We start from the raw sequence: 22163 nt of genomic DNA on the forward strand, positions 1-22163 counted from the left end.
TTTTCTTTCCATAAAAATGCCCTCAAATAGTGTCTAACTTTTTGGGGGCAGTTCATACCGGGGCGTTTTTGTTTTTTATACCCCTTTATAACCTTTGCCGTAATGTCAGGAATATTGTATTCCCGGAAGTAACAAAACGGAATGATTTAGTGAAAAAAACGATAGTCAGGAAGTACCTGAACATCGGCAGAATAATCCTGTTTGTCGATTCATTTGCCGTGCCGGTATAATGAATATGCTAAACTTAATTATTGGCATTAATTTCGATTTATCACTACTGAAATTAATATTTAAATCTAGAAAACATGAAAAAATTAGTATTCGCCTCAGTACTCTTTATGAGTGTATTTTTTGCCAATGCACAGGTATCCATCAACGTTAATATTGGAACACCTCCTAACTGGGGCCCGGAAGGTTATGACGACAGCAGATATTATTATCTGCCGGATATCGATGTATATTATGATATTAACCAAAGCGTTTTTATCTATGACAACAGCGGAAAATGGGTGCGTGACAAACGACTTCCTTCTAAATACAGACAATATGATTTGTATTCCGGTTATAAAGTAGTTCTAACAGATTACAGAGGAGATGCACCTTACAGTTATCACTCTAAACACAGAGCTAATTATCCAAAAGGCTACCACGGAAAAGCCCAGAAAAACAGAGGAGAAAAACCGGTAAAAAATGCTAAACCGGCTAAAACACAGCAAAAAAAGGACAATAAGAATAACAATAGTAAAAAACAGTCCGATAAAGAAAACGGTCACGCCAGCCATGACCGCCGTTAACTAAACTAAACATGACTGGAAAACGCCTCAGCAATGAGGCGTTTTTTTTTGTGGTTTCTTAAATAATAAAAACAAAAAAGGCTGTCCGGAGGGACAACCTTTAATGACTAATAAAATAAAAATAAATGTATTCTAAAGTTTCTTATTTGCCGGATTGATTCTCAGGACCCATAATAACTTCGACACAGCTGGAACTATCCAAAACGTGCTTGCTTAACTGCTGAATAGTTTTTTGGTTAATTTTTGAAATTAGATTTTTATAGTCTTCATCCGTTGAAAACGGAATCTGATTCAGACTGTAATTGTACAGGGTTGTTACCCAGAAGGTGTTGGTTTTAAGAGATTCTTCTCTGTTTTTCAACAATGCTTTTTTAATGTCTTCCAGATCATTGGCATTGACCGGATTCGATTTTAAATCGTTGATTTCTTTCCAGATAATCTGCATTAGTTTTTCCTGTTTGTCAGGGTTGCAGTCAAAAGACAGGGCAAGGCTGAAAGTGGGTTTCGGAATTATTTCGAGATTACCGCCCACGCTTACACCGTAACTGCCGCCTTCTTCTTCTCTGATCGTCTGCAGGTATCGTTTAGACAACAATTCTCCAATGATATACATGCCCATGGCGTTTTCTTTACTGTAGTCTATTTTTCCCGTCAGGTTTAAATAAACGGTACTTTTTGCCACTTCCATCGGGCGGTTAAAATGTACCGTGGTTTTCCCTTTTTTAGGGGCGATATTATGATCGGTAAAGGTTTCTTTTACCGCCGGGTCTGATTTTAAATTTCCAATGTATTTCTGAATCAGTTCTAAAGCAGAGTCCGGAATGTTACCCACAAAAACAAAGGTAAAATTGGAAGCATTTTTAATTCGGTCACGATAAATACTTTCTGCTTTCTGCAGGTCTATTTTTTCTAAAAACTGTTCGTTAAAGATAAAAGTACGCGGACTATGATTAGAATTAGCAAGGTCTACAGAATCTTTAAAAGCGCTTCCGTTATCTTTTTTAATCGTCTCTAAACGGTTTTTATACTGTTCTTTCAGAATGCTGAAAATATTCGGGTCAAAACGCGGTGTTTCAAATGACAGATAAACCAGCTGCAGCAGTGTTTCGAAATCGGCCTTATTGGAACTTCCCTGGAATCCCTGGGTGTTTTCGCCAATAAAAGGAGCCGACTGTACTACTTTACCCGTAAGTTTTTCTTTTAAAGCAATATTATCAAAACTGCCTAGTCCGGATGATCTGGCAATAGTGGTTGCAATTTCGGCAGAAGCCAGATCTTCGGTTTTAACCAATGATTTACCGCCTTTTGCAAACGCTGAAAATACAATCTGATCCTGAGAATAAGTTGTAGGAAGCACAATAACACTGGCCCCGTTTTCTAAAGTATATCCTTTGGCCGCTGTAATACCCGGAACTGTAAAGGTTTTTTTAACGACTGCCGGTTTTAGTTCTTTAGTAATTAAAGGGGCATTGTTTTCTTTTTTGGTATACGGTTCTAAAGTCTGGCTCTCTACTTTTTTCATCGATTCTGTGACAGCTTCTTTAGTCGGGAAATTAATTTTATCCTCATCAGAACCTGTTACCAGAACGACCTGATTAGCCGGTTTTTGAATCGTTTTTATATAAGCGTTCAACTCTTCTAAAGTAATACTCTTAATAATGCCGACAATTAGTTGATAATCGTCTTCGGCAGAAAGAAAAGGTTTGGCTTTCAGGAAATAATTGGTCAGTTTATCGGCCCAGCTGTCATTATCGACTTTGTCTTTGTTATTTAAGAAATCATCATACGAACTTACAAAAAGTTTTTTAGTACGGTCTAATTCGGATTGTGCGGCACCAAAACGTTTCAGGCGTTCGGTTTCTCTGTAAGCATCTTCAAAGGCTTCGAGTGGTTTTCCTTTTTTGGCTAAAGCCGAAATATTAAAAGAATTGCTTAATCTTGAAACTGGCTCAAAATAAGCTTTCAGGTTTAGAGCGGCACTTTGGTTTTTGAGGATCAGTTCTTTAAAACGATTGTTGAGAATGCTGGTATAAAACGAATTCATTACATTTTTACGGCTTACATCACTGTCCTTTACCAAAGGCTCATCGAAAACATATTGTAAAGTAACCGATGTCGAAGAAGCTTCTTTATCAGTGGCTGTTCCAAAATACAGTTCGTCATGTTTCGGGATTTCAAAATAGGTGCGGGGAGCGGCTTTTTTAGCCAGCGGAATACTGGAAAAAATAGTTTTTACCTTTTGCTCCATAGCCTTCACATCAATATCACCTACAATAATAACGGCCTGAAGATCCGGCCTGTACCATTTTTTGTAATAGTTTCTCAACTCAGGATATTTGAAGTTATTGATGATGTCTAAATCACCAATAACGTCTCTTTTACTGTATTTGGAATTTTTGTATAAAACCTGATCTGTCTGCATTTTCAAACGAAAATCGCTGGTGCGTCTGGTACGCCATTCTTCACGGATTACACCTCTTTCGGCATCAATTTCTTCGTTGGTTAAAGAAAGTGAACCCGACCAGTCATGAAGTACCCATAAGGTAGAATCGATTAGTTTTTCGTTTGTAACTGGAACGGTGCTGATGTTGTAAACGGTTTCGTCCTGAGCGGTATAAGCATTGATATCTTTACCAAAACTGACTCCGTTTTTTTCCAGCATTTTGATAATGCCTTTTCCTTTAAAATGTTCTGTTCCGTTAAAAGCCATATGTTCCAGAAAGTGAGCCAGTCCGTTCTGGCTGTCTTCTTCCAGAATCGCACCTACGTTCTGAACAAAGTAAAAACTGGCTCTGTCTTTTGGTTCTTCATTGTGCAGGATGTAATACGTAAGACCGTTTTTGAGCTTTCCGGTCGTCACGTTTTTATCCAGCGGAATGGTGGTTTTAAACTGGGAGAAGGCTCCCTGAAAGGACAGAGCCATAATCCCGATGATGATATTTTTTTTAGTGTTCATTTTTTTTGAATTTTATCTTCTGTTTCTTCTAATCAGTATAAAAGCACCGCCTGCGATGATCAGTAAAGGAAATAATCCGATGAAGGCAATTTTGCCAATGAAAACCTGATTAGCCGTAACGGTAATCTTTTTATCGATATTTTGCGGACGCGAAGTATCAATAGGAAATTCGTAATTGCTAAACCAGCAGAAAAGATCGGTCACAAACTGAAAAGTTCCCGAACCGCCGCGGCTTAATTCGGCATTGCCCATAAAATCAGCATCTCCGGCTACGATTATTTTTTGTGTTTTGCCTTTTACATTACGGGTTAAGGCAGCCACAAGAGGCATTTCTTTTACAGAAGGCTGTTTTTTAAGATCTTCGGAAACCGTTGTAATTCCGGTTTGTGATTCCCAGGCCGGCTGCTGATTTGTTTTTAAAAGCGGTGTTACTTTAAACCCGGCTTCTTTTGTTATTTTGATTCCGCTGCTTCCTAAAAATGGAATCGGGTTATTGTTTTTACTCAGTTTGATTAAGGTCGAATCAACATTTTGCTGACGTTCGGTTACCAGGAAATCAGGAGCATTGGTTTCGCTTTCCTGAACTAGTGCCTGTTTGGTAAAGGTTAATCCTAGTTTATCAGTAATAGCTGCCAGTGCCGAATTCGTTTCCGGTTCTGTCAGAAGCATCAGGTTTTTACCTTCGTCGATATATTTGGTAATACGGTCTACGGCACCCTGGCTCAGCTGTGTTTTAGGATCGGCAATAATTAAAACAGCAGTTTCGGCAGGGATATTCTGAGCGTTGATATCTACAGAAGCAACATCAAATCCCTGATTGATTAAGGAATTACGGAACGTGATTTCATTAAATCCGGTTTTGTAATTTTTATCCCCGTTTTTTTCAATACTGCGTTCCATGTTTCCGGAAGCAAACACAATTTTTACAGGATTGGCAACCAGACGTTTTAACGAAGCAGAGATTTCTTTTTCAAATGGTACTTTGAACAAATCGTCAAACATTCTTAAAAATGTTTTTTTACCGTTATATTCTACGGTTCTTACCACACGGTTTTGTTCCGGTCCTAAATTGATAATTTTTCTGATTTCGGCAGGAGAATATAATTTTTTCAGTTTCATATTCTGCGATTCTACCATTTTTTCGGCCAGCTGTTTGTCGTTCAGCCCTGGATTCTGTGCATATAAAGCTTCGTTGTTTGAAGTATCATAGTAATACACATATTCCATTTCTGTCTGAGGTAAAAAACGGGTGTATTTTTCAAAACTGGCAATATCTGAATTTTGAGAATACGGCATTGCCATATAGTAGTTGATATCCAGTAAGTTTACATAAGTGGTAATTTTAACCGGACCTTCTATTTTTTTTATAATATCCTGACTATTCTGTGTTAACGTTTTGTCTTTATTACGGGTCATATCATAATACAAAGTAAGCGGGGCTCTCGATGTAATGTATCCCAGTGATAAAACCACGGTAATTAAAACAGCATATTTTAGAACTCTTTTTGAAATTGACTGAGCATCTCTTCCGGTCTGCAGTTTGTAAATGCTCAATACAATAAAAAGACTGCTTACAAGAACAAAATACAGAACGTCTTTACTAATAATTAAACCTTCGAGCATTTCGTTGGCACGACCTGCAATAGAAAGGAAATAGGTAATGTCTTTTACAATTTCAACATCCTGCCATAGTTTACCAATAAAGTTTAAACCTGCTAAAACCACTAATGTACTTATAGCCGCTACAACCTGATAAGACGTAAGGCATGACATAAAAAGACCAATGGCAGCATAGGTACAAACCAGTAAATACAAGCCAATTAAACCGGATAAGGCAAATTTAAGATCCAGATTGTCAATAGAGAAATAGGCAATAATAACCTGAAGTCCCAGTATGCCCACAAACAAAAGACAATAAGCGGCAATGGCTAAATATTTTCCAAGTACAATATCTTTAATTCGTATTGGGGAAGAGAGTAACAGTTTGATAGAACCGCTGTTGATTTCACGGCTTACTAATCCCATGGTCAATAGCGGTACATAAAGATAAAGGTAATTCTGCATTTCGGTATATAAACCGCTGAAACCTGAAAATATAACCTGTGACAGGTTGTCCATACCTTGTCCTATTTTTTGCGCTTTTTCAAAGCGTTCGATCGAGTCGAAAAATTTCCAGCTTGACTGGATTGAAAATATTACTAAAACGACCCAGGCAACGGGTGAATAAAACATCGTATTGAGTTCTGTTTTAGCGATTCTGTATATTGTTTTCATTGATGTATTTTTAAGAAAGAATAGAGTTTTTAGAAGGCGCTTTTTTAGAGAGCTGTGCGAAAATTTCATCCAGTGATACTTTTTCAAACTGGATTTCACGCAGTTTCCAGTTGTTGTATACACTCAGCGACACGATTTTTTCGGCGATTTCCTGTGTACCACTAAAGGTAATCTGCACTTTTTTTGGAGACAGAAAAACAGCATTTGTTACGTGGTCAATTTCAGTAAAAGCGCTCAGTGCCGGCGGATTCTCAAAACTGGCAGTTAATTTATCCGCTTCGATATAATTGTTAAAAGCTTCAAGAGTATCAGAGAAAACCATATGCCCGTTTTCGATCATTCTGATATCCTGGCAGGTGGCCTGAACTTCAGAAAGAATGTGTGAGGAGAATATAACAGCTTTGTCTTTCGCAATTTTTTTGATTAAGTTTCTAACTTCCAGAATCTGATTAGGATCGAGTCCGTTGGTAGGCTCATCCAGAACAACCAGTTTAGGTTCGTGAATAATTGCCTGTGCAATTCCCACACGCTGTCTGTAACCTCCGGAAAGGTTTTTAATTAAACGATGGCTGAAATGAGATATACCGCATTTTTCTTTGGCTTTTTCAACAGCAGCTCTTAAGTTTTCTTTTTCTACAAGTCTGAGCTGTGCACAGTGAATGAGGTATTCATCTACCGTAAGATCAAGGTGAAGGGGCGGTGTCTGTGGTAAAAAGCCAATTAGTTTTTTGGCTTCAACCGGATTTTCTTTCAGGTTAATGCCGTCGATATAAATATTTCCTTTGGTCTGATTTAAAACGCCGCACAGTATATTCATGGTAGTCGATTTTCCGGCCCCGTTAGATCCCAGAAGCCCCAGAATCCTGTTTTCTTTTATTTCAAAGTTTATATTTTGTATTGCCCAATCCTTACTGTATTGATGCGACAAGTCCTCAACTCTTACAATTGTTGTTTCCATAGTGTTTTTTAAAAGCGCAGGAATGTAGTATTACAACACATTCCTGCGGTATTTTTTTAGTATTTAGTATCCTGAATTTTGGGTTAAGAAGGGATTTGAACGGATAGCAGGTTCCGGAATGGGATACAGGCTGTCAGTAGTACTCCAGATTTTGTCCGTTAAAACAGAAAGGGTTTCGTTTATTTTTCCGGTTCTTTTAAGGTCGAACCATCTGTGGCCAAACTCTGCAAAAAGTTCACGTTCTCTCTCCAGGGCAATTAAATCAAGCAGCTGATTAGCATCGGTTAAGGTTGTTGGTGTTACCAAAGCTCTGCTGCGGATAACATTGATGTCTTCTCTGGCACCCGAAACATTGTTTAGTTTTACTCTGGCTTCGGCTCTTATTAAATAAAGTTCCGCCAGTCTGAACACAGTAGAACGTTCAATTGGCGCTGCCGTATAAGCGTTTTTGTATTTTCTTGGTGCTGTGCCTAAAAAAGTTCCCCTGTCGATAATATCAACGGTCCAGTTTGCTTTTCGGGCATCATCGGTTTCAAACAATGTACTTCCTTTTCTTAGTAAATAAGTTCCGGCTGTTGTAAAGGTAGCAGCGCCTTCATAAGTATAGTTTACGTTAAAGTACGGGATCTGTAAAATTGCTTCTTCATTATTGGCAATAAACGGACTATTGTTAGCTGTTAATCCGGTTATAATACCGTATGTTCCCGTCTGGCTTATTACTGCTGAGGCATGGGCCGCGGCTTCGCTCCATTTTTCCAGATACAGGTCAACTCTTGCCAGTAAAGCTTCAGCAGCCCATTTAGTAGCTCTGATACGTTCTCCGTCATAGTTTTCATAGTCGGCAGGAAGATCAGCAGCAGCTTCTGTCAAATCTTTTAAAATTTGGGCATAAACGGCTTCCTGAGTTGATTTTGGCGCCAGTGCTGACTGATCTACATTGGTCGTTAATACCAGCGGAACATCGCCCCAAAGATTAGTAAGGTTAAAAAAGCAGTAAGCTCTTAAAAACTTAGCTTCGGCAATCCATTGTTTGGCTTTAGAAGCAGTTAAAGTTTTGCTGGCACTTACCCCTTCGATTACACTGTTTGAATTGTAAATTGTTTTGTAAAAACCCGTCCACATGCTGTTCATATTGCTGTCTGTTTCCGGTATTTCATTCGAAACATATACATTGGCAATACCCGTTTTAAGAATCAGTTCATCTGAAGTCTGTCCTAAAGTAGAATGTAAAAAATTATAGTAGGTATCACTTACCATGCTTTTATAGATTCCGTTTACAGCGGCTTCGGCAGTAGGGTCGGAGGCATAAACGGTTTCAGAAGACAATTCGCTGCTTGGCAGATTAACATCAAGCATATCATCACAGCCCGTAAGTCCAATTAAAAGAAAAAACGAAAATATATGGATATATTTAAAGGAGTTATTTTTCATGATTTTTAAATTTAGAATGTAAACTGAGTTCCAAGAGTTATTGTGCGCAGCGGAGGTAAGGATAAGCCCTGTGTTTCAGGATCAAGCCCTTTGTATTTAGTAAAAGTCACTAAATTCTGTCCCTGAAGCGAAAGACGAATACTCTGCAGTGTTTTTTTGGTTGCCGTATCTAAAGGAATCAGATAGGAAGCACTAACATTTTTTAATTTGATGTAAGAAGCATCTGTTACCGAAGCATTTGATCCTATATAGTTGTAAAAACTATTTTGAAAATCAGAACTTAAAACGATTCCCTGAGCTAAATAATCATTGTATTCGTCTACCTGGAAGTTTGCTGTGCTGTAAGGGTATCCCGGCTGTGCTCCTGTTGAAGACATTAAGGTTCCGGCACTTTGTTTTACAAACTGAAACAAAAAGTCAAGTGTGAATGCTTTATAACTGATGGTGTTGGAAATTCCTCCAAAATACTGAGGATAAGTCGCACCGTTGTATTTTCTGTCACCAATTCCTGTTTGGGCAAATCCGCTTGAAATTCGGCCGTCGCCGTTTACATCTTCAAACTGTGGAAGTCCGGCTGCATTTACTCCTGTATAGTGATAAGAATAACGGCTGTTTAACGGATTACCCACTACATATTGCGAATAATAACTGGTGAATTCTATGCCTGGAAAGGATAATAATTTATTAGAATTGGTCGAAATATTGAATGACGTTGACCAGTTCAGGTTTTTAGTATGCACATTGGTGGTGCTTAGTGTAAATTCCCAGCCTTTATTTTCTACTTCGGCAGGTAAATTGGCCTGATAGGTTGTAAATCCGGCCTGTGGACTCAATGTAGCATTTACCAGCTGGTTTCCGGAAACATTTCTGTAATAAGCGGTTGTAAACGAAATACGGTCGTTAAAGAAACTTAAATCCAGGGCAGCTTCAAATTTTTTGGTTACTTCCCATTTGTAATTTGGATTGGCTATACGGGTAGCGGCCATAGCAGCATTTCCGGTTCCGTAAGTACTGCTAGAATAGGTATCGGCGTAACCGTAATCTCCAATAGCATCGCTTCCTACTTCACCATAGCTTGAACGAATTTTACCAAAACTTAACCAAGGAACATTACTAAAGAATTTTTCCTGTGTGAATACCCACGCAGCTCCAACGGAACCAAAATTTCCAAAACGGTTATTAGCTCCAAAACGGGAAGAACCGTCTCTTCTGAAATTCACATTTAAGATGTATTTGTTTTCGATGTTGTAATTCAGTCTGCTGAAAAGTGAGATATATTTATATTCCAGAGAACCGTTGGTTGCGGTTACATTTTCGGCTGTAGCCAGATTACCAATCAGGTTGTCTGAACTGTATCCGGATGAACTTACATAAGAAGGCATTTCTGATTTTCTGTTCTGCCATGAACCTCCCACTAAAGCCGTCAGGTTTCCTTTCCATATAGAAGCGGTATAATTTAACTGCGGATCAAATGAAAAATTATTAGTGTTATTCGTTGAAACCGTATACGATCTTGAGAAATCTAAATCAAGTCCGTTAGCCTCATAATACACATGGTTCATAGCCGATGCCGGCATGAATTGTTTGGACTGCATCTGAGCTCTTCCGTATCCAAGATCTGTTTTAAAAGACAAGCCGTTAAGAATTTCATACTGAATACTGAAACTGGTAATTAAGTTCGTTCCTTTATCGTCTACTTTTTTCTCTAAAGAAGCCAGTGGATTAATATCGCTAAAGTAGTCAGGTGACCAGTAGTAGCTGCCATCTGCATTGTATAACGGACGGTTTGGTGCCGTTCCTACCGCATAGGTAGTGATGTCAAAAAAAGGAAGTTTGTTATTGTCTGCCGCAAAAATAACAGAAGCTCCTAATTTTAATCTTTTGTCAAGTGTACTGTGGTTGACATTAAAATTGGTTGAGAATTTATTGTAGCTGAAATCTCCCGGAACAACGGTCGTTTCTTTATGGTACGCACCGCTCAAAAGGAAGTTGGTGGTTTCATTTCCTCCTTTTAACGAAGCTGAGTAGTTATTAAAAGTAGCTGTTCCGCCAATCAGTTTTTTCTGCCAGTTCGTCTGGGCATTTTGATCCCAGTCCAGCAGGGCAATTCCGTTACTAAAATTGCTGGCAGTATCATTACCGTTGGTTAAAGCGGTCTGCAGCATGTTTAAGTAAGCAGGAGTATCCAGTGTTTTGATCATATGGGCTACTTCTGAAACCCCGGAATTGGTAGTTACCGTAAATTCGGTTTTTCCGGATTTTCCTTTTTTAGTGGTAATCAAAACAACCCCGTTAGCCCCTCTCGATCCGTAAATTGCCGTAGCATCGGCATCTTTCAGGATTTCGATACTTTCGATATCATTAGGGTTGATAATATTAAGCGGACTGGTCGATTTTTGAGCTCCTCTGATGACATTATCATCCTGTACCTGCTGTTTGATATCATCTCCAATATATGGAACGCCGTCTACAACGTATAACGGAAGATTGTCTCCTGTAATCGAATTTCGCCCGCGGATGCTGATATTCATATCACTTCCGGCATAACCTGAAGTCTGTGTTACAAAAACACCCGGAGTTCTTCCCTGTAAACTCTGAAGAATATTGGTAATAGGCTGTTTTTCGATGTCTTCGGCCGTAATTTTAACTACAGATCCGGTTGAAGTTCTGCGGGTAGTGGTTCCGTACCCAATAACAACAATCTCGTCCAGTTTAGCTAAGTCGGGCTGCATTTTAATCGTGATAGAAGTTTTGTTTTCAACCGTAACATCTTGAGTCTTATAGCCTAAATAAGAAACTCTCAGCACATGTTTACCTGCCGGAAGTTCCAGATAAAACTGTCCGTCAAAATCGGATATTCCTTGTTTATTGCCTCCTACAAGCAAAACAGTTACACCAGGCAGAGGCTGGCCGTTTTCATCCAGGATTTTTCCCGAAAGCATATAGCTGGCCTCTTCTTCTTTCTCAGATTTTGTGTTGTTTTCTGCTGCCTTTGGTGTTTCTTTTTTATAAACCACGACATTTTTGTCTACCTGTTTGTAAACTAAATTACTGCCCTGGAATACGGTATTTAAAATGTCACTAACACTGCGTCGGCCTCTTGGTGTTGTCACTTTTGGAAAATCTTTTATGATCTGCGGCTGATAAGCAAATAGTAATCCCGTTTTATTTTCTATGGTTTTAAATAAAGTTTTAATATCCTGGTTATGAAGTTCAATATCAACTGAAATAGATTCTAAACTCTGGCCGTTCATTTCGGTGGCAAACACCATATGAGTACCGCAGGTCAATAAGAAAATGTGGAATAAACTGATTCGCATAATCATAATTGTTTTTTTTGACAAACGGAAAAATGAAGATTTCTTTTCCCTGTCAAACATGGTTGTTTTACAGCGTAATTTCATAAATTTGCATGTTTTTTAATGGTTACTGGATTAATTGTTAAAAATCTCGGCCATCTGGTGTAGGAGCTGGATGGCTTTTTTAATTTAGTTTTGGTTAATTGGTCTTTGTTTTTTTAAGGTTACTATTTATTTTCAAAGCTTTCTAAGTAGGAGGTTAGTCCGCTTTTTATCTTCTTTACTCTTTATTCTATCTTCTTTATTCTGTCTTCTTTATTCTGTCTTCTTTATTCTGTCTTCTTTATTCTATCTTCTTTATTCTATCTTCTTTATTCTTTACTCTTTACTCACAGCCTTTACCGTCTAAAACAACAGCGCCGGCCTTGTTATAATGATATTCGGTTTCAATAACACTGCAGATTACTTTCAGTACATGGTCTAAATCTTCTTCATTTAAGAAACTCGCTGTGATACGGCAGTTTTTAATTTTATCGTTAGACAGTACAATCGCCACTTTGTATTTCTGTGAAATCAGGGCAGTAGCTTCGGCCATGTTCAGATCGTCCAGAATCAGGTAATTGCTTTTCCATTCGGTTACTATGGCGGCGCTTACATTATTCTGTTCGTAATCTAAAGTGTTTTTATTGACTTTAATCTGCTGGTTAGGCGTAATCACACCGTATATTTTTTGAGTATCCCCAACCTGAACTTTACCGCGGGAAACGGTTACTTCAATATTATCTGAAGTGTTAAAAGCATTAATGTTAAAAGCCGTTCCCAGTACTTTTGTCTGCACTTTTCCGGTATGAACAATAAACGGTTTTTGTTCGTTGTACTTAATATCAAAATAAGCTTCTCCGGTAAGAGTTACTTCTCTGGTTTTACCGTTAAAAGAAGTCTGATCGTATTTCAGGCTGCTGTTATCGTTTAACAGAACTGTACTTCCGTCCGGTAAATGAACCAGCTGTTTACCACTGAAATCAATAAGGGTATTTTCGGCAATAGTAATTTGTTCTTTAACCGGTGCCGGTAAAGTTTTTTCCGGCTGGAAGAAGAATTTACTGCCTATAGCCAAAAGAGTAGTAATACTGGCCGCAGCGACGATGAGGCGGACTGTTTTTCTGCGGTTTCTTTTTTGAGGCTCTAATGGAATTACTTTTGCCTCTTTGTTTGTACCGGATAAAATATAATTCAGGATATATTCACTGTGTTCTTTGTCCAATACATCAGCAGTGCTGTCATTTTTCAGCATCATATGGATTTTCTCTTTAAGGAGATCATCATAAGTGCCTTTCTGAATAATTTCCATTATCTGCTGCTTTTCGGTTTCTGAGAGATTATTTTGCAGATAGCCTTCAAATAATTCTTCAAATTTGTTTTGCTGCATGTTTTGTTAATTAAGTTAGTACTTGTTTGTAAATGGTAATTTGGGATTTACTTATTTTTTTTTTTTTGAAAGACCTGCCAATTAATCAGGGGTAAGCCTGTTTTAGGAATGCTCTTTTGTATAAAGACGATTAAAAAAAAGGGAGGGAGTAGTTGAAAGTAAAAAAAATGTAAAAAAAACGTAAAAAAATAACCTAAGCAGGTTTTTTGAAAGAAAAGTCGTGAAGTTTAAGCTTTAAAAAACAAAAGAAGTGTCATGAACATGTTCATGTACGGAGAGATTTTAATACGCACAAATTTTAAAGCCTGTGCCATATGTTTTTTAACGGTTTCTGTAGAAATACCCAGATCTTCCCCGATTTTTTGATGGCTCAGTCCTTCCCATTTAGCCATTTTGTAAATTTTTTGCTGCTGTGGCGGGAGCTGTTCCACTATTTCATTCAGTATAACGGCATACTGCTGATCTTTGATTTCAGTATCGGTGTCGTTGGAAGCAGTCTGAAAGTTAATATCGGCAGCCAGACTGGTGTCTCTTGCTATCTTTTTAAGCATATCAAAAATGTGATTGCGGGAAATGATAAAAAGATAGTTTTCAAAACTGGTTATTTCAGCCAGGTTTTTATGGTTCTGCCAGATTTTTAGGAATACTTCCTGTACAGCTTCTTCTGCTAAGATCTGAGATTTTGTAATTTTCAGTGCTGTACCGTAAACAATGTTTTTGTGCTGGTTGTACAGCTTCGTAAAAGCCAGTTCACTTCCCTGAGATAACTCAAAAAGGAGCCTGCTTTGGTCGGAACTGAAATTGGATGACATTGTTAAGGAAATTGCATTGGTTTAGACAATATTATTACTTTTTTGAATATATGCGTTATTATACTGTGAAATAATTGTGATAAATATGGTTTTGATAATTATTTGAAAGAAATATTATATGATTTGAAAAAAAAGAATAAGCATTTTATAAATCTTTGAAACGTACTATTTTGTGTACTAAAGAATATTGAAATGATGAAAAAAAGCTGATGGTGTAAACTAAAAAAGCCTCCAAAATAGAATTTGAAGGCTTTGGATATTGTATGTTTGGGGACAAAAATTATTTAACCACTTTTACTTTATGCCCAATAGCACCAAAAGAAAGGATGATCAAGAAACAGATTAAAGGAATAATATATCCAGACTGAATATCATCATGGTTCATATCGATTAGAGTTCCCATTCCGTAAGGAATAATTGCACCTCCAACGATTGACATTACTAACCAGGAAGAACCTGTTTCTGTATTCGATTTTAAGCCTTTAATTCCTAGAGAGAAAATAGTTGGGAACATAATTGACATAAAGAATCCAATTCCGCCAAGAGCATAAATGACTACGATTCCAGAACCGTAAATAGCAACCAAGCAAAGCAATGTGCTCATTACGCAATAGATTGACAATAAAACATAATCTTTAACAAATTTTAAAAAGAACGTTCCAATAAAACGTCCAGCCATAAAAAGAAAACCATAAATTCCTAAATAATATCCGGCTGTTTTTTCGTCTAATCCAGCTCCTTGTTGTGCAATACGAATAAAGAAACTTGTAATACAAACTTGCGCTCCAACATAGAAAAACTGAGCCACAACTCCCCAGCTTAAATGTCTGAATTTTAGAACAGAGAAAAATCCCGGTTTAATTTCAGCTTCGGCATGAGTTGCTTTCATTGAAGGCAATTGTACGAAATAGAAAATAATAGCAACTAAAACTAAAATACTTCCCAAAACGATATAAGGCATTTTTACAGAAGCTGCTTCACCTAATAAATAAGCTGCTTTTTCAGCTTCTGGCATTGCAGCCATTTGTTCGGGCGTATGATTGGTTCCTGAAAGAATAAATAACGAACCGACGATAGGAGCAACCATCGCCGCTAATCCGTTGAAAGAAGCCGCTAAATTCAATCTTTTAGAAGAAGATTCCGCTGGTCCTAAAATCGCTGCATAAGGATTGGCACTAGTTTCTAAAATGGTCAAGCCACATCCAATTACGAATAAAGCAAATAGAAATAATTCGTAAGTTCTGGTATTAGCAGCAGGAACAAACAAAAATGCTCCAATAGCAAATACTAATAATCCCGTTATAATACTGTTTTTATACCCAAATCTTTTGATCAGCATCCCCGCAGGAATTGCCATTATAAAATAAGCAAAGAATACAGATGTATCAATTAAAGTAGATTGACGATTGTTTAATTCGCATGCTTTTTTCAAGTGCGGAATCAAAACGGAGTCTAAGTTGTGAGCCATTCCCCAAAGAAAAAATAGGCAGGTAACTAAAATAAAAGGCAAAAGATATTGATTTCCTTTTCCGCCTTCTGTCGGCACTTCATGTTGATCACCGGCTTGGTTTGTAATTTGCATTGTTTAGATAGTTTTTTAGTTTTTTTATAGGTTCAAAGGTTCAAAGCGACAAAGGTTCAAAGCGACAAAGGTTCAAAGTGAAGAAACCTCTGTCCCTATGCACCTTTGAACCTTTGTCCCTCAAAGAAAAATTATTTTTTCTTCACTAAAAGCAAGTGATCACAAACCAAAACGACTTCACCGCGTTGGTTGATGATTTCTACGTGTTCTGTTACGGTTCCCATTTCTGGATTTTTGGCTTCTCCTTTTTCAGAAATAGTAACTTCTGAATGAATGGTGTCGCCAATATGAACAGGTTTTACAAAACGCATTTTATCATATCCTCTTGAAAAAGCTTCAGGATTTATTTCAGAAGCCGTTAATCCGATACCGATGGCGAAAACCATAGTTCCGTGAGCGATTCTTTGTCCGAAAGGTTGTGTTTTGCACCATTCTTCGTCCATGTGGTGCGGGAAGAAATCCCCTGTGTGTCCGGCGTGAACTACAAAGTCCGTTTCTGTAATGGTTCTGCCTAAAGTTACTCGTTTGTCGTCGATTTGATAATCTTCGAAAAAAGTCGATTTAAAATACATATTCTTGATATTTTTTATCAGCCTTACTTCTAAAATACGTTTGTTTTGAAGAAGATTGAAATTTGTTTTTTTTGGTTTTGAAATATAGTGTTTTAATTACACTTCATCAAAAGAAATTCCACCGTTTTTACTACTCACATAACACGCTTCTACAACTTTCATTGTTCCTAAAACATCCTGAACGCTGGCAGACAATTTTGAGTCAGAACCCTCTTTAAAACGCATCAGATTAGACATTGCACCAATAAAGGCTTCAGGAAACCATGAACCTTCCAGTTTCACTTCTGTCCATTCGTATTCATTTTCATTATCTTTTTTTGGCAAAGCGTACTCAAAAACGTCCGGAAGACCGTCAGGATAATTCATCAGCAAGCCCATTTTTGCTTTAACAGCGCCTTTTGTTCCTTCCCATTTGATGTAGCTTTCTTCATGTTTTGGACCAAAATGGTGATCATGATTCGTATTGATGACAACATGTTTGTCTTCGCCATAATCTAAAATAATGGTAGATCGGCTTGATGATAATTTCTTAAGCGGATGTTTGGCTGTTTTCGCATAAACACTTTTCGGATTTCCCAGAAAAGATCGAATACAGTCGATATAATGAACGCTGTGGAAAAGAATCTCCAATCTCGGATGTTCTTTAATTAAAGGAAACAATTCCCAAGGCGTATTTACAGTTACTTTGAATTCTAAATCGTATAATTCACCAATAATCCCTTGATCGATTAAATATCTTGCTGCGCTTACAAAAGAAGCAAAACGCAACTGAAAGTTAATTGCAGCAACCAAATTTTTTCTTTCACACACTTCTACGATTTCACGTGCCTGAGCCAAATCATTTCCCATTGGTTTCTGAATCAAAACTGCAGCCCCGTCAGGCAATTGCTCCAGAATTTCAATGTATTGATCAGGTAAAACCGTAATATCGTAAACAGCGTTTGATGGTGCATTTTTAACCGCATCGGCAACACTTTCAAAAACATGATCGATCTTGAATTGTTTCTGTAAATCGTATGCTTTAGAAATCGTTCTGTTGGTAATACCAAAAACTTTAAATCCAGCCATTTCATAAGCAGGAAGATGAGCATCTTTTACAATACCGCTCGCTCCAATAATCACAATGGGCTGTTCTGTTTGGGGAAGTAAAGGTTTATAGGGAATATTCATTTGTTCTATATTTTGAAATTAAGCCTGCCAATTTTAATTTTTGACAGAGCTGTGTAATGTTGTTCCTTGACTTAGTTCTTTAATTTTTTTCTGAGTTTCCTCTAAAATTATAGCTGATGAAATATTGGTTTCAATCGCTTTTAAAACTGCTCCGTCAATTAATTCGGCGACTTTTGGCCAGATTGGGGTTTGAGGAAGTGTCAATGCATTTTCGTGCAGCATTTCCAGTTTATGATAAAACGGAATTAAAGTATTGATTTCCTCATCTTTCCAAGTCGATTTTCGGCATCCGATTCCGCCTTCCGTAGTTAATAATTTATCGCTTTCTGGTGTAGTAGCAAATCGTAGAAAATCGTAAGCCAATTTTTTATGCTTGCTTCCAGAACCAATCGTGTATAACCAATATACATTCAGAGAAGCTGTTTTATGGCCAGGATCAGATGGGAGCGAAGTGATATCGATTTTTCCTTTCACTTTCGATTCTTCTATTACTTCAGCCATAGACGCAAATCCGAACCAGTTGATGGCCATTGCGGCTTGTCCTTCGGCGAAAGCCAAACCTGCTTCAACAGAACCAAATTCTCTTGATTTTGGATGAACCGCATTTTTGTCATTGACCATTTTTCTATAAAAATCCAATGCTTTTATGGCTGCTTCATTGTGAATGTCAATCTGATTTTTTTTGTTTAATAATGAACCGCCTCGCGTCCATAACTGCAGACAGAAATCAAAAACCATATTGTGTCCGTCTGGATAATTGGCAAAAACACAGCCGTATAAATCTTGTTCGGGACGATTGAAAAAGGTTGCAATTTCTGAGAATTCCTGCCAGGTTTTTGGTGTGGAAAGTTCGTAACCAAATTGTTTTTTAAAATTAGCTTTTTCTGTTTCGTTTTCGAATAAATCTTTTCTGTAAATAAAACATTCTGGACCATCATGAAAAGGAAGTCCGAAAATGCCGTTGCTTAATTTTTGTAAATGCAGAAGCGATTTATGCCATCCAAAAGGGTAATTTTCTGGCGGATTTTCTCCAATTAAAGAAAACAAATTTAGAACCGCATTTTCGTTTGCAGCATCAAAAATCCAATCGGTATTGATATGAGCGATATCCCATTTCCCTTCTTTTAAACCTTTTTCTGAAATCGTGGTTTCATATAAATCATGAAGTTCTAATGCAACCATTTCAGCCTCAATTTTTATATTGTTTTGAAGTGAAAATGCATCCCATAGTTTTCGAAGTGTACTTTCGAAAGGATCGAATTTACGAACGGCGATTCTAATTTTTTCCATTAACAGTCTATAAATTCTTTAATAATTTTTTCGTTGTCCTGACCTAGTTTTGGAGAACCTTTTCCTGAAGTCAGATATTCACCGTCAATTTTTATCGGACAGCGTGTTGTTTTATAAGTGTAGCCGTCAAGCATTTCGACTTGCTGCGTAAAATTCAAAACCTTGAATCCATCTTCAGCAAATAACTGCTGATAGTTTAAAACTCCTGCACACCAAATATCTGCGGGTTCTAAAATATCCAGCCAAAACTGAGTTTCCTGCGTCTGTAAATGATCGGCAAGTATATTTTTGATTTCGTCTCTAAGCGTAAATTTATTTTCAGGAAATTGCAATAAAGCATCACATTTCAGCAGAGAAGCCAAAACAGGAATCGAGCCCATTGCAAGTGCCAGATAACCGTTTTTGGTTTTGTAAATTCCATAAGGCGCGCCCAAATAAGCGTGCGCGTTATTGGTTTTGGTTCTTACAGGCAATTCACCGCCGTCATTGAAGAAAGTGGTAATGGTTTCAAATTGAAAATCAAATGCTGATTCCAGCATGCTTACCTGAATTTGTGCTCCAATATTATGCGTTGCTTTTCTGTATAAAGCAGCTAAAATTCCTTGTGCCAAATGTGCTCCGGCTAACATATCCACAATCGATAATCCCATTGGAACCGGACCATCTTCCTGATTACCGCTTAACCAGGTCAAAGCCGTTAAAGATTGTAAAAGCAAATCCTGACCTGGTAGATCCTTTAAATCAGGATGCTCTCCAAAACCAGAAATCGAAGCATAAATCACATTCGGATTAATGATTTTTACGTCGTCATAACTTAGTCCGATGCGTTCCATAACTCCGGGTCTGAAATTATGCATGACAACATCGGCTTTAGCTAATAATTTTTTTAGTTTTTGAAGCTCTTCTAGCTGTTTAAAATCAATGGCGAAAGATTCTTTGTTTCTGTTGATGGTATGAAAAACAGACGACTCGCCATTCATAATCAAGTCAGAAGTATATAAGGTACGGCAGATATCTCCCGTTCCCGGTTTTTCAATTTTTATAACGCGTGTACCCAAATCTGCCAGACGCAAACTCGCAGACGGCCCCGAAAGAAACTGACTGAAATCTATAATTAAATAATCTTCTAAAGGTTTCATTTCTGGTTGTTTAAAAATTGTTCATGTATATTCAAATTATCTTGACCAACTTTCGGAGCAGCTTTTTCGCTTAATAGAATTTCACCGTCCAACTGAATCGGACTTCTCGTTGTTACTAAAGTTTCGCCTTCGGTATTTTTCACCGTTTGTTTCAGCTGTAATTCATTCACAAAAGGCTGACTGTCTAATTCTTCGTAATTAAAAACTTTTCCGCACCAAATGCCTTCTTTTTGCAGGATTTCAATCCAGTAATCAGAAGTTTGGGTTTTAATTCTTTCACTTAAAATCGTTCTGATTTCATCTCTTTTTTCAAACCAAAGATGTTTATCCGCGTAAGCGTTTAAATCCAAACCTAAAGTTTTTCCAATGAAAATTAAATCACCCATTGCTAATGATAAATAACCGTCCTGAGTTGGGTAAACACCATAAGGAGCGCTTAAGAAAGCATGCGCACTTCCTTTAATATCGCCTCTTTCAGGCTGTTGTCCACCATCATTTAAAAAAGAAGTAATGGCTTCAAATTGTACATCCAAAATGGATTCCAACAGACTAACTTCAACCAAAACGCCTTTTTTGGTTTTAGCTCTTTTTAAAAGTGCCGCTAAAATTCCTTGTACAAAATGATTCCCGCACATTAAATCGGCTACAGCCAAACCAAAAGGAACTGGGCCTTGACTTTTGCGTCCGCTCAACCAGCTTAATCCAGAAAGCGATTGCAGTAGTAAATCTTGCCCCGGTTTCTTAGCCCACGGACCTTCATTTCCGTAACCTGTAATAGTTCCGTAAATAATCTGCGGATTTATAGAAAGCGTATTTTCAAAATCTAAACCGATTTTTTCCATTACTCCAGGTCTGAAATTGTGCGTCATAATATCCGCCTTTTCGATTAGTTTTTTAATTAAAACCAAATCGTCTGGATTTTTCAAATCGGCTGCAAAAGATTCTTTATTTCTGTTAATGGTATGAAAAAGCAAACTGCTGTCATCCACAAACAAATCTTTAATACTCAATTGTCTGCAGGCTTCACCTTTTACAGGACGTTCAATTTTGATGACGCGTGCGCCCAAATCAGCTAGTTTTAATCCAGCCGAAGGTCCTGCTAAAAACTGGCAGAATTCCAGAACAATTAATCCTTCTAAAGGTCTCATACAGTCTGGATTTTTAGAGATTTCGCGTAAAGCGAATTCATTTCTTCCAAAACTTTCAATTCGTCTCCGCCATTCATCAAATAATTACGAACCACATCTCCAGCATGATCTTGGAAATACATATGTCCGTAATATCTTGGACGAAGGAAAGCGCGTTCTAACGCAGGAAGTGTATTTTTGAAATAATCATGCGTCACGCCATTAATTCTCTCGCTTTTCCAAGCTTGTAAATGACCCGGCTGACCGCCATTATCTGTATAAATATTCTGTTGAACTTGCGATGAACACGTAAATTCAGCATATTTTATGGCAGTTTCAATATGTTCGCTAAATGATGAAACAGCCAAACCAGTTCCGCCTAAAGACGAAATCATTGGATTGTTATTTAAACTTACTAAATCATAAAAATGTAAAAGATTACGGCTGTAGCCAATGCGAGAATAGTTAGAATAACCGTAAGCAAAAGGGCAATAGGCAATTTCGTCTGAATTAACCATTGCTTCGTAAACCTGAATTGGGTTACGATTAAAATTAGCAGGATTAATCAATTGAGCCAGTTCTCTAAACATTTGAAGCGCTTTGATTCCAGTTGTTTCAGAAATCACTTTTTGTTCAGAAAGAAAAGGAGCTTCACCCAAACTACAGCAAAACATATAAAAACTCATTAAAACATCTACCGGTATTCCGGCAAAAGCAACTAAACCTTTTTTAGCCAATACTAGTAAATCATCATACGTTTTAGGAACTTCTAAATTGTTTTTTTTCAAAAGATCCAATCGGGCAGAAGCAACCGGAGTTGCTGCATCAATTGGCAACGCCCATAATTTGTCGTGAAAAACATAACTTCCGTATGATTTTCCAACCGTGTTACTTTCTTGATCTTTAATATATTCGTTTGATAAATAATCAGATAACGGAAGAATCGCCTTGGTCTGAGCTCCAAAACCTGTCCAAGGATGATCGATAACCAATAGATCGAATCTTTTGGCTAAGTCTTCGATAGAAGCATCGGCAAATTCTTGTAAGCTTCTTTTCTCCCAAGAAATTTCAACTTCAGGATGTAGTTCAGTAAAACGCTGCGATGTGGCAACCATAGGAAGCAAACCTCTTGTATGATTCCAAGTTATGCCTTTTAATTTTATCATTTTTGTATAGGAATTTTTGGTAGTGAAATCGATTGAAATAATAAATGTAAAATTTACAATTACAAAAGTAGGAATAAGATTGAAATGAACAAGAAATCCTTTCTTTTTAAGAAATCTTTTTTACATAAATCGATTATTAGTGATAGAATTTTTACAAACCGTCT

15 protein-coding genes are annotated in these 22163 nt (G+C 37.4%); 1 reads left to right on the plus strand and 14 read right to left on the minus strand.

Features of this window, described 5'->3' with window-relative positions:
- The first annotated feature begins 305 nt into the window (after window positions 1-305).
- Window positions 306-794: a hypothetical protein gene (locus tag ACODST_RS11745; protein WP_488932291.1), complete on the plus strand. Its 489-nt coding sequence runs from the start codon at window positions 306-308 to the stop codon at window positions 792-794.
- Between the two features lie 142 nt (window positions 795-936).
- Here the strand turns inward: ACODST_RS11745 and ACODST_RS11750 are convergent, their stop codons facing one another.
- From ACODST_RS11750 to ACODST_RS11815, 14 genes are all read right to left on the minus strand, one after another.
- Complete coding sequence (locus tag ACODST_RS11750; protein WP_488932292.1) at window positions 937-3750, minus strand: M16 family metallopeptidase; 2814 nt, start codon at window positions 3748-3750, stop codon at window positions 937-939.
- Window positions 3751-3762: 12 nt separating this feature from the next.
- On the minus strand, window positions 3763-6024 hold the full coding sequence (locus tag ACODST_RS11755) for a Gldg family protein (protein WP_488932293.1): 2262 nt from the start codon (window positions 6022-6024) through the stop codon (window positions 3763-3765).
- Window positions 6025-6034: 10 nt separating this feature from the next.
- On the minus strand, window positions 6035-6982 hold the full coding sequence (locus ACODST_RS11760; RefSeq protein ID WP_488932294.1) for an ABC transporter ATP-binding protein: 948 nt from the start codon (window positions 6980-6982) through the stop codon (window positions 6035-6037).
- A gap of 63 nt (window positions 6983-7045) precedes the next feature.
- Window positions 7046-8413, minus strand: a complete 1368-nt coding sequence (locus tag ACODST_RS11765; RefSeq protein WP_488932295.1) for a RagB/SusD family nutrient uptake outer membrane protein — start codon at window positions 8411-8413, stop codon at window positions 7046-7048.
- Window positions 8414-8424: 11 nt separating this feature from the next.
- Window positions 8425-11817, minus strand: a complete 3393-nt coding sequence (locus ACODST_RS11770) for a TonB-dependent receptor (protein WP_488932296.1) — start codon at window positions 11815-11817, stop codon at window positions 8425-8427.
- A gap of 280 nt (window positions 11818-12097) precedes the next feature.
- Window positions 12098-13141 carry a FecR family protein gene (locus ACODST_RS11775; RefSeq protein ID WP_488932297.1) on the minus strand — a complete coding sequence of 348 codons (1044 nt, stop codon included), beginning with the start codon at window positions 13139-13141 and terminating at the stop codon, window positions 12098-12100.
- A gap of 227 nt (window positions 13142-13368) precedes the next feature.
- Window positions 13369-13953, minus strand: a complete 585-nt coding sequence (locus ACODST_RS11780; RefSeq protein ID WP_488932298.1) for an RNA polymerase sigma factor — start codon at window positions 13951-13953, stop codon at window positions 13369-13371.
- Window positions 13954-14233: 280 nt separating this feature from the next.
- On the minus strand, window positions 14234-15535 hold the full coding sequence (gene fucP / locus ACODST_RS11785; RefSeq protein WP_488932299.1) for an L-fucose:H+ symporter permease: 1302 nt from the start codon (window positions 15533-15535) through the stop codon (window positions 14234-14236).
- A 131-nt stretch (window positions 15536-15666) separates the two neighbouring features.
- Entirely contained in the window at window positions 15667-16107 is a 441-nt protein-coding gene (locus tag ACODST_RS11790) for a MaoC/PaaZ C-terminal domain-containing protein (protein WP_091495590.1), read from the minus strand.
- Window positions 16108-16203: 96 nt separating this feature from the next.
- A complete protein-coding gene (locus ACODST_RS11795; protein ID WP_488932300.1) occupies window positions 16204-17277 on the minus strand; it encodes a Gfo/Idh/MocA family protein in 1074 nt (357 codons plus the stop codon).
- Window positions 17278-17310: 33 nt separating this feature from the next.
- Window positions 17311-18567, minus strand: a complete 1257-nt coding sequence (locus ACODST_RS11800) for an extracellular solute-binding protein (protein WP_488932301.1) — start codon at window positions 18565-18567, stop codon at window positions 17311-17313.
- Window positions 18567-19706, minus strand: coding sequence for a CaiB/BaiF CoA transferase family protein (locus tag ACODST_RS11805; protein WP_488932302.1), 1140 nt, complete (start codon window positions 19704-19706; stop codon window positions 18567-18569). The genes ACODST_RS11800 and ACODST_RS11805 overlap by 1 nt, the downstream gene beginning before the upstream one ends.
- Complete coding sequence (locus tag ACODST_RS11810; protein WP_488932303.1) at window positions 19703-20854, minus strand: CaiB/BaiF CoA transferase family protein; 1152 nt, start codon at window positions 20852-20854, stop codon at window positions 19703-19705. The genes ACODST_RS11805 and ACODST_RS11810 overlap by 4 nt, the downstream gene beginning before the upstream one ends.
- Entirely contained in the window at window positions 20851-21999 is a 1149-nt protein-coding gene (locus ACODST_RS11815; protein WP_488932304.1) for an ABC transporter substrate-binding protein, read from the minus strand. The genes ACODST_RS11810 and ACODST_RS11815 overlap by 4 nt, the downstream gene beginning before the upstream one ends.
- Window positions 22000-22163: the final 164 nt, after the last annotated feature.

This window comes from Flavobacterium sp. FG19 (assembly GCF_057809475.1).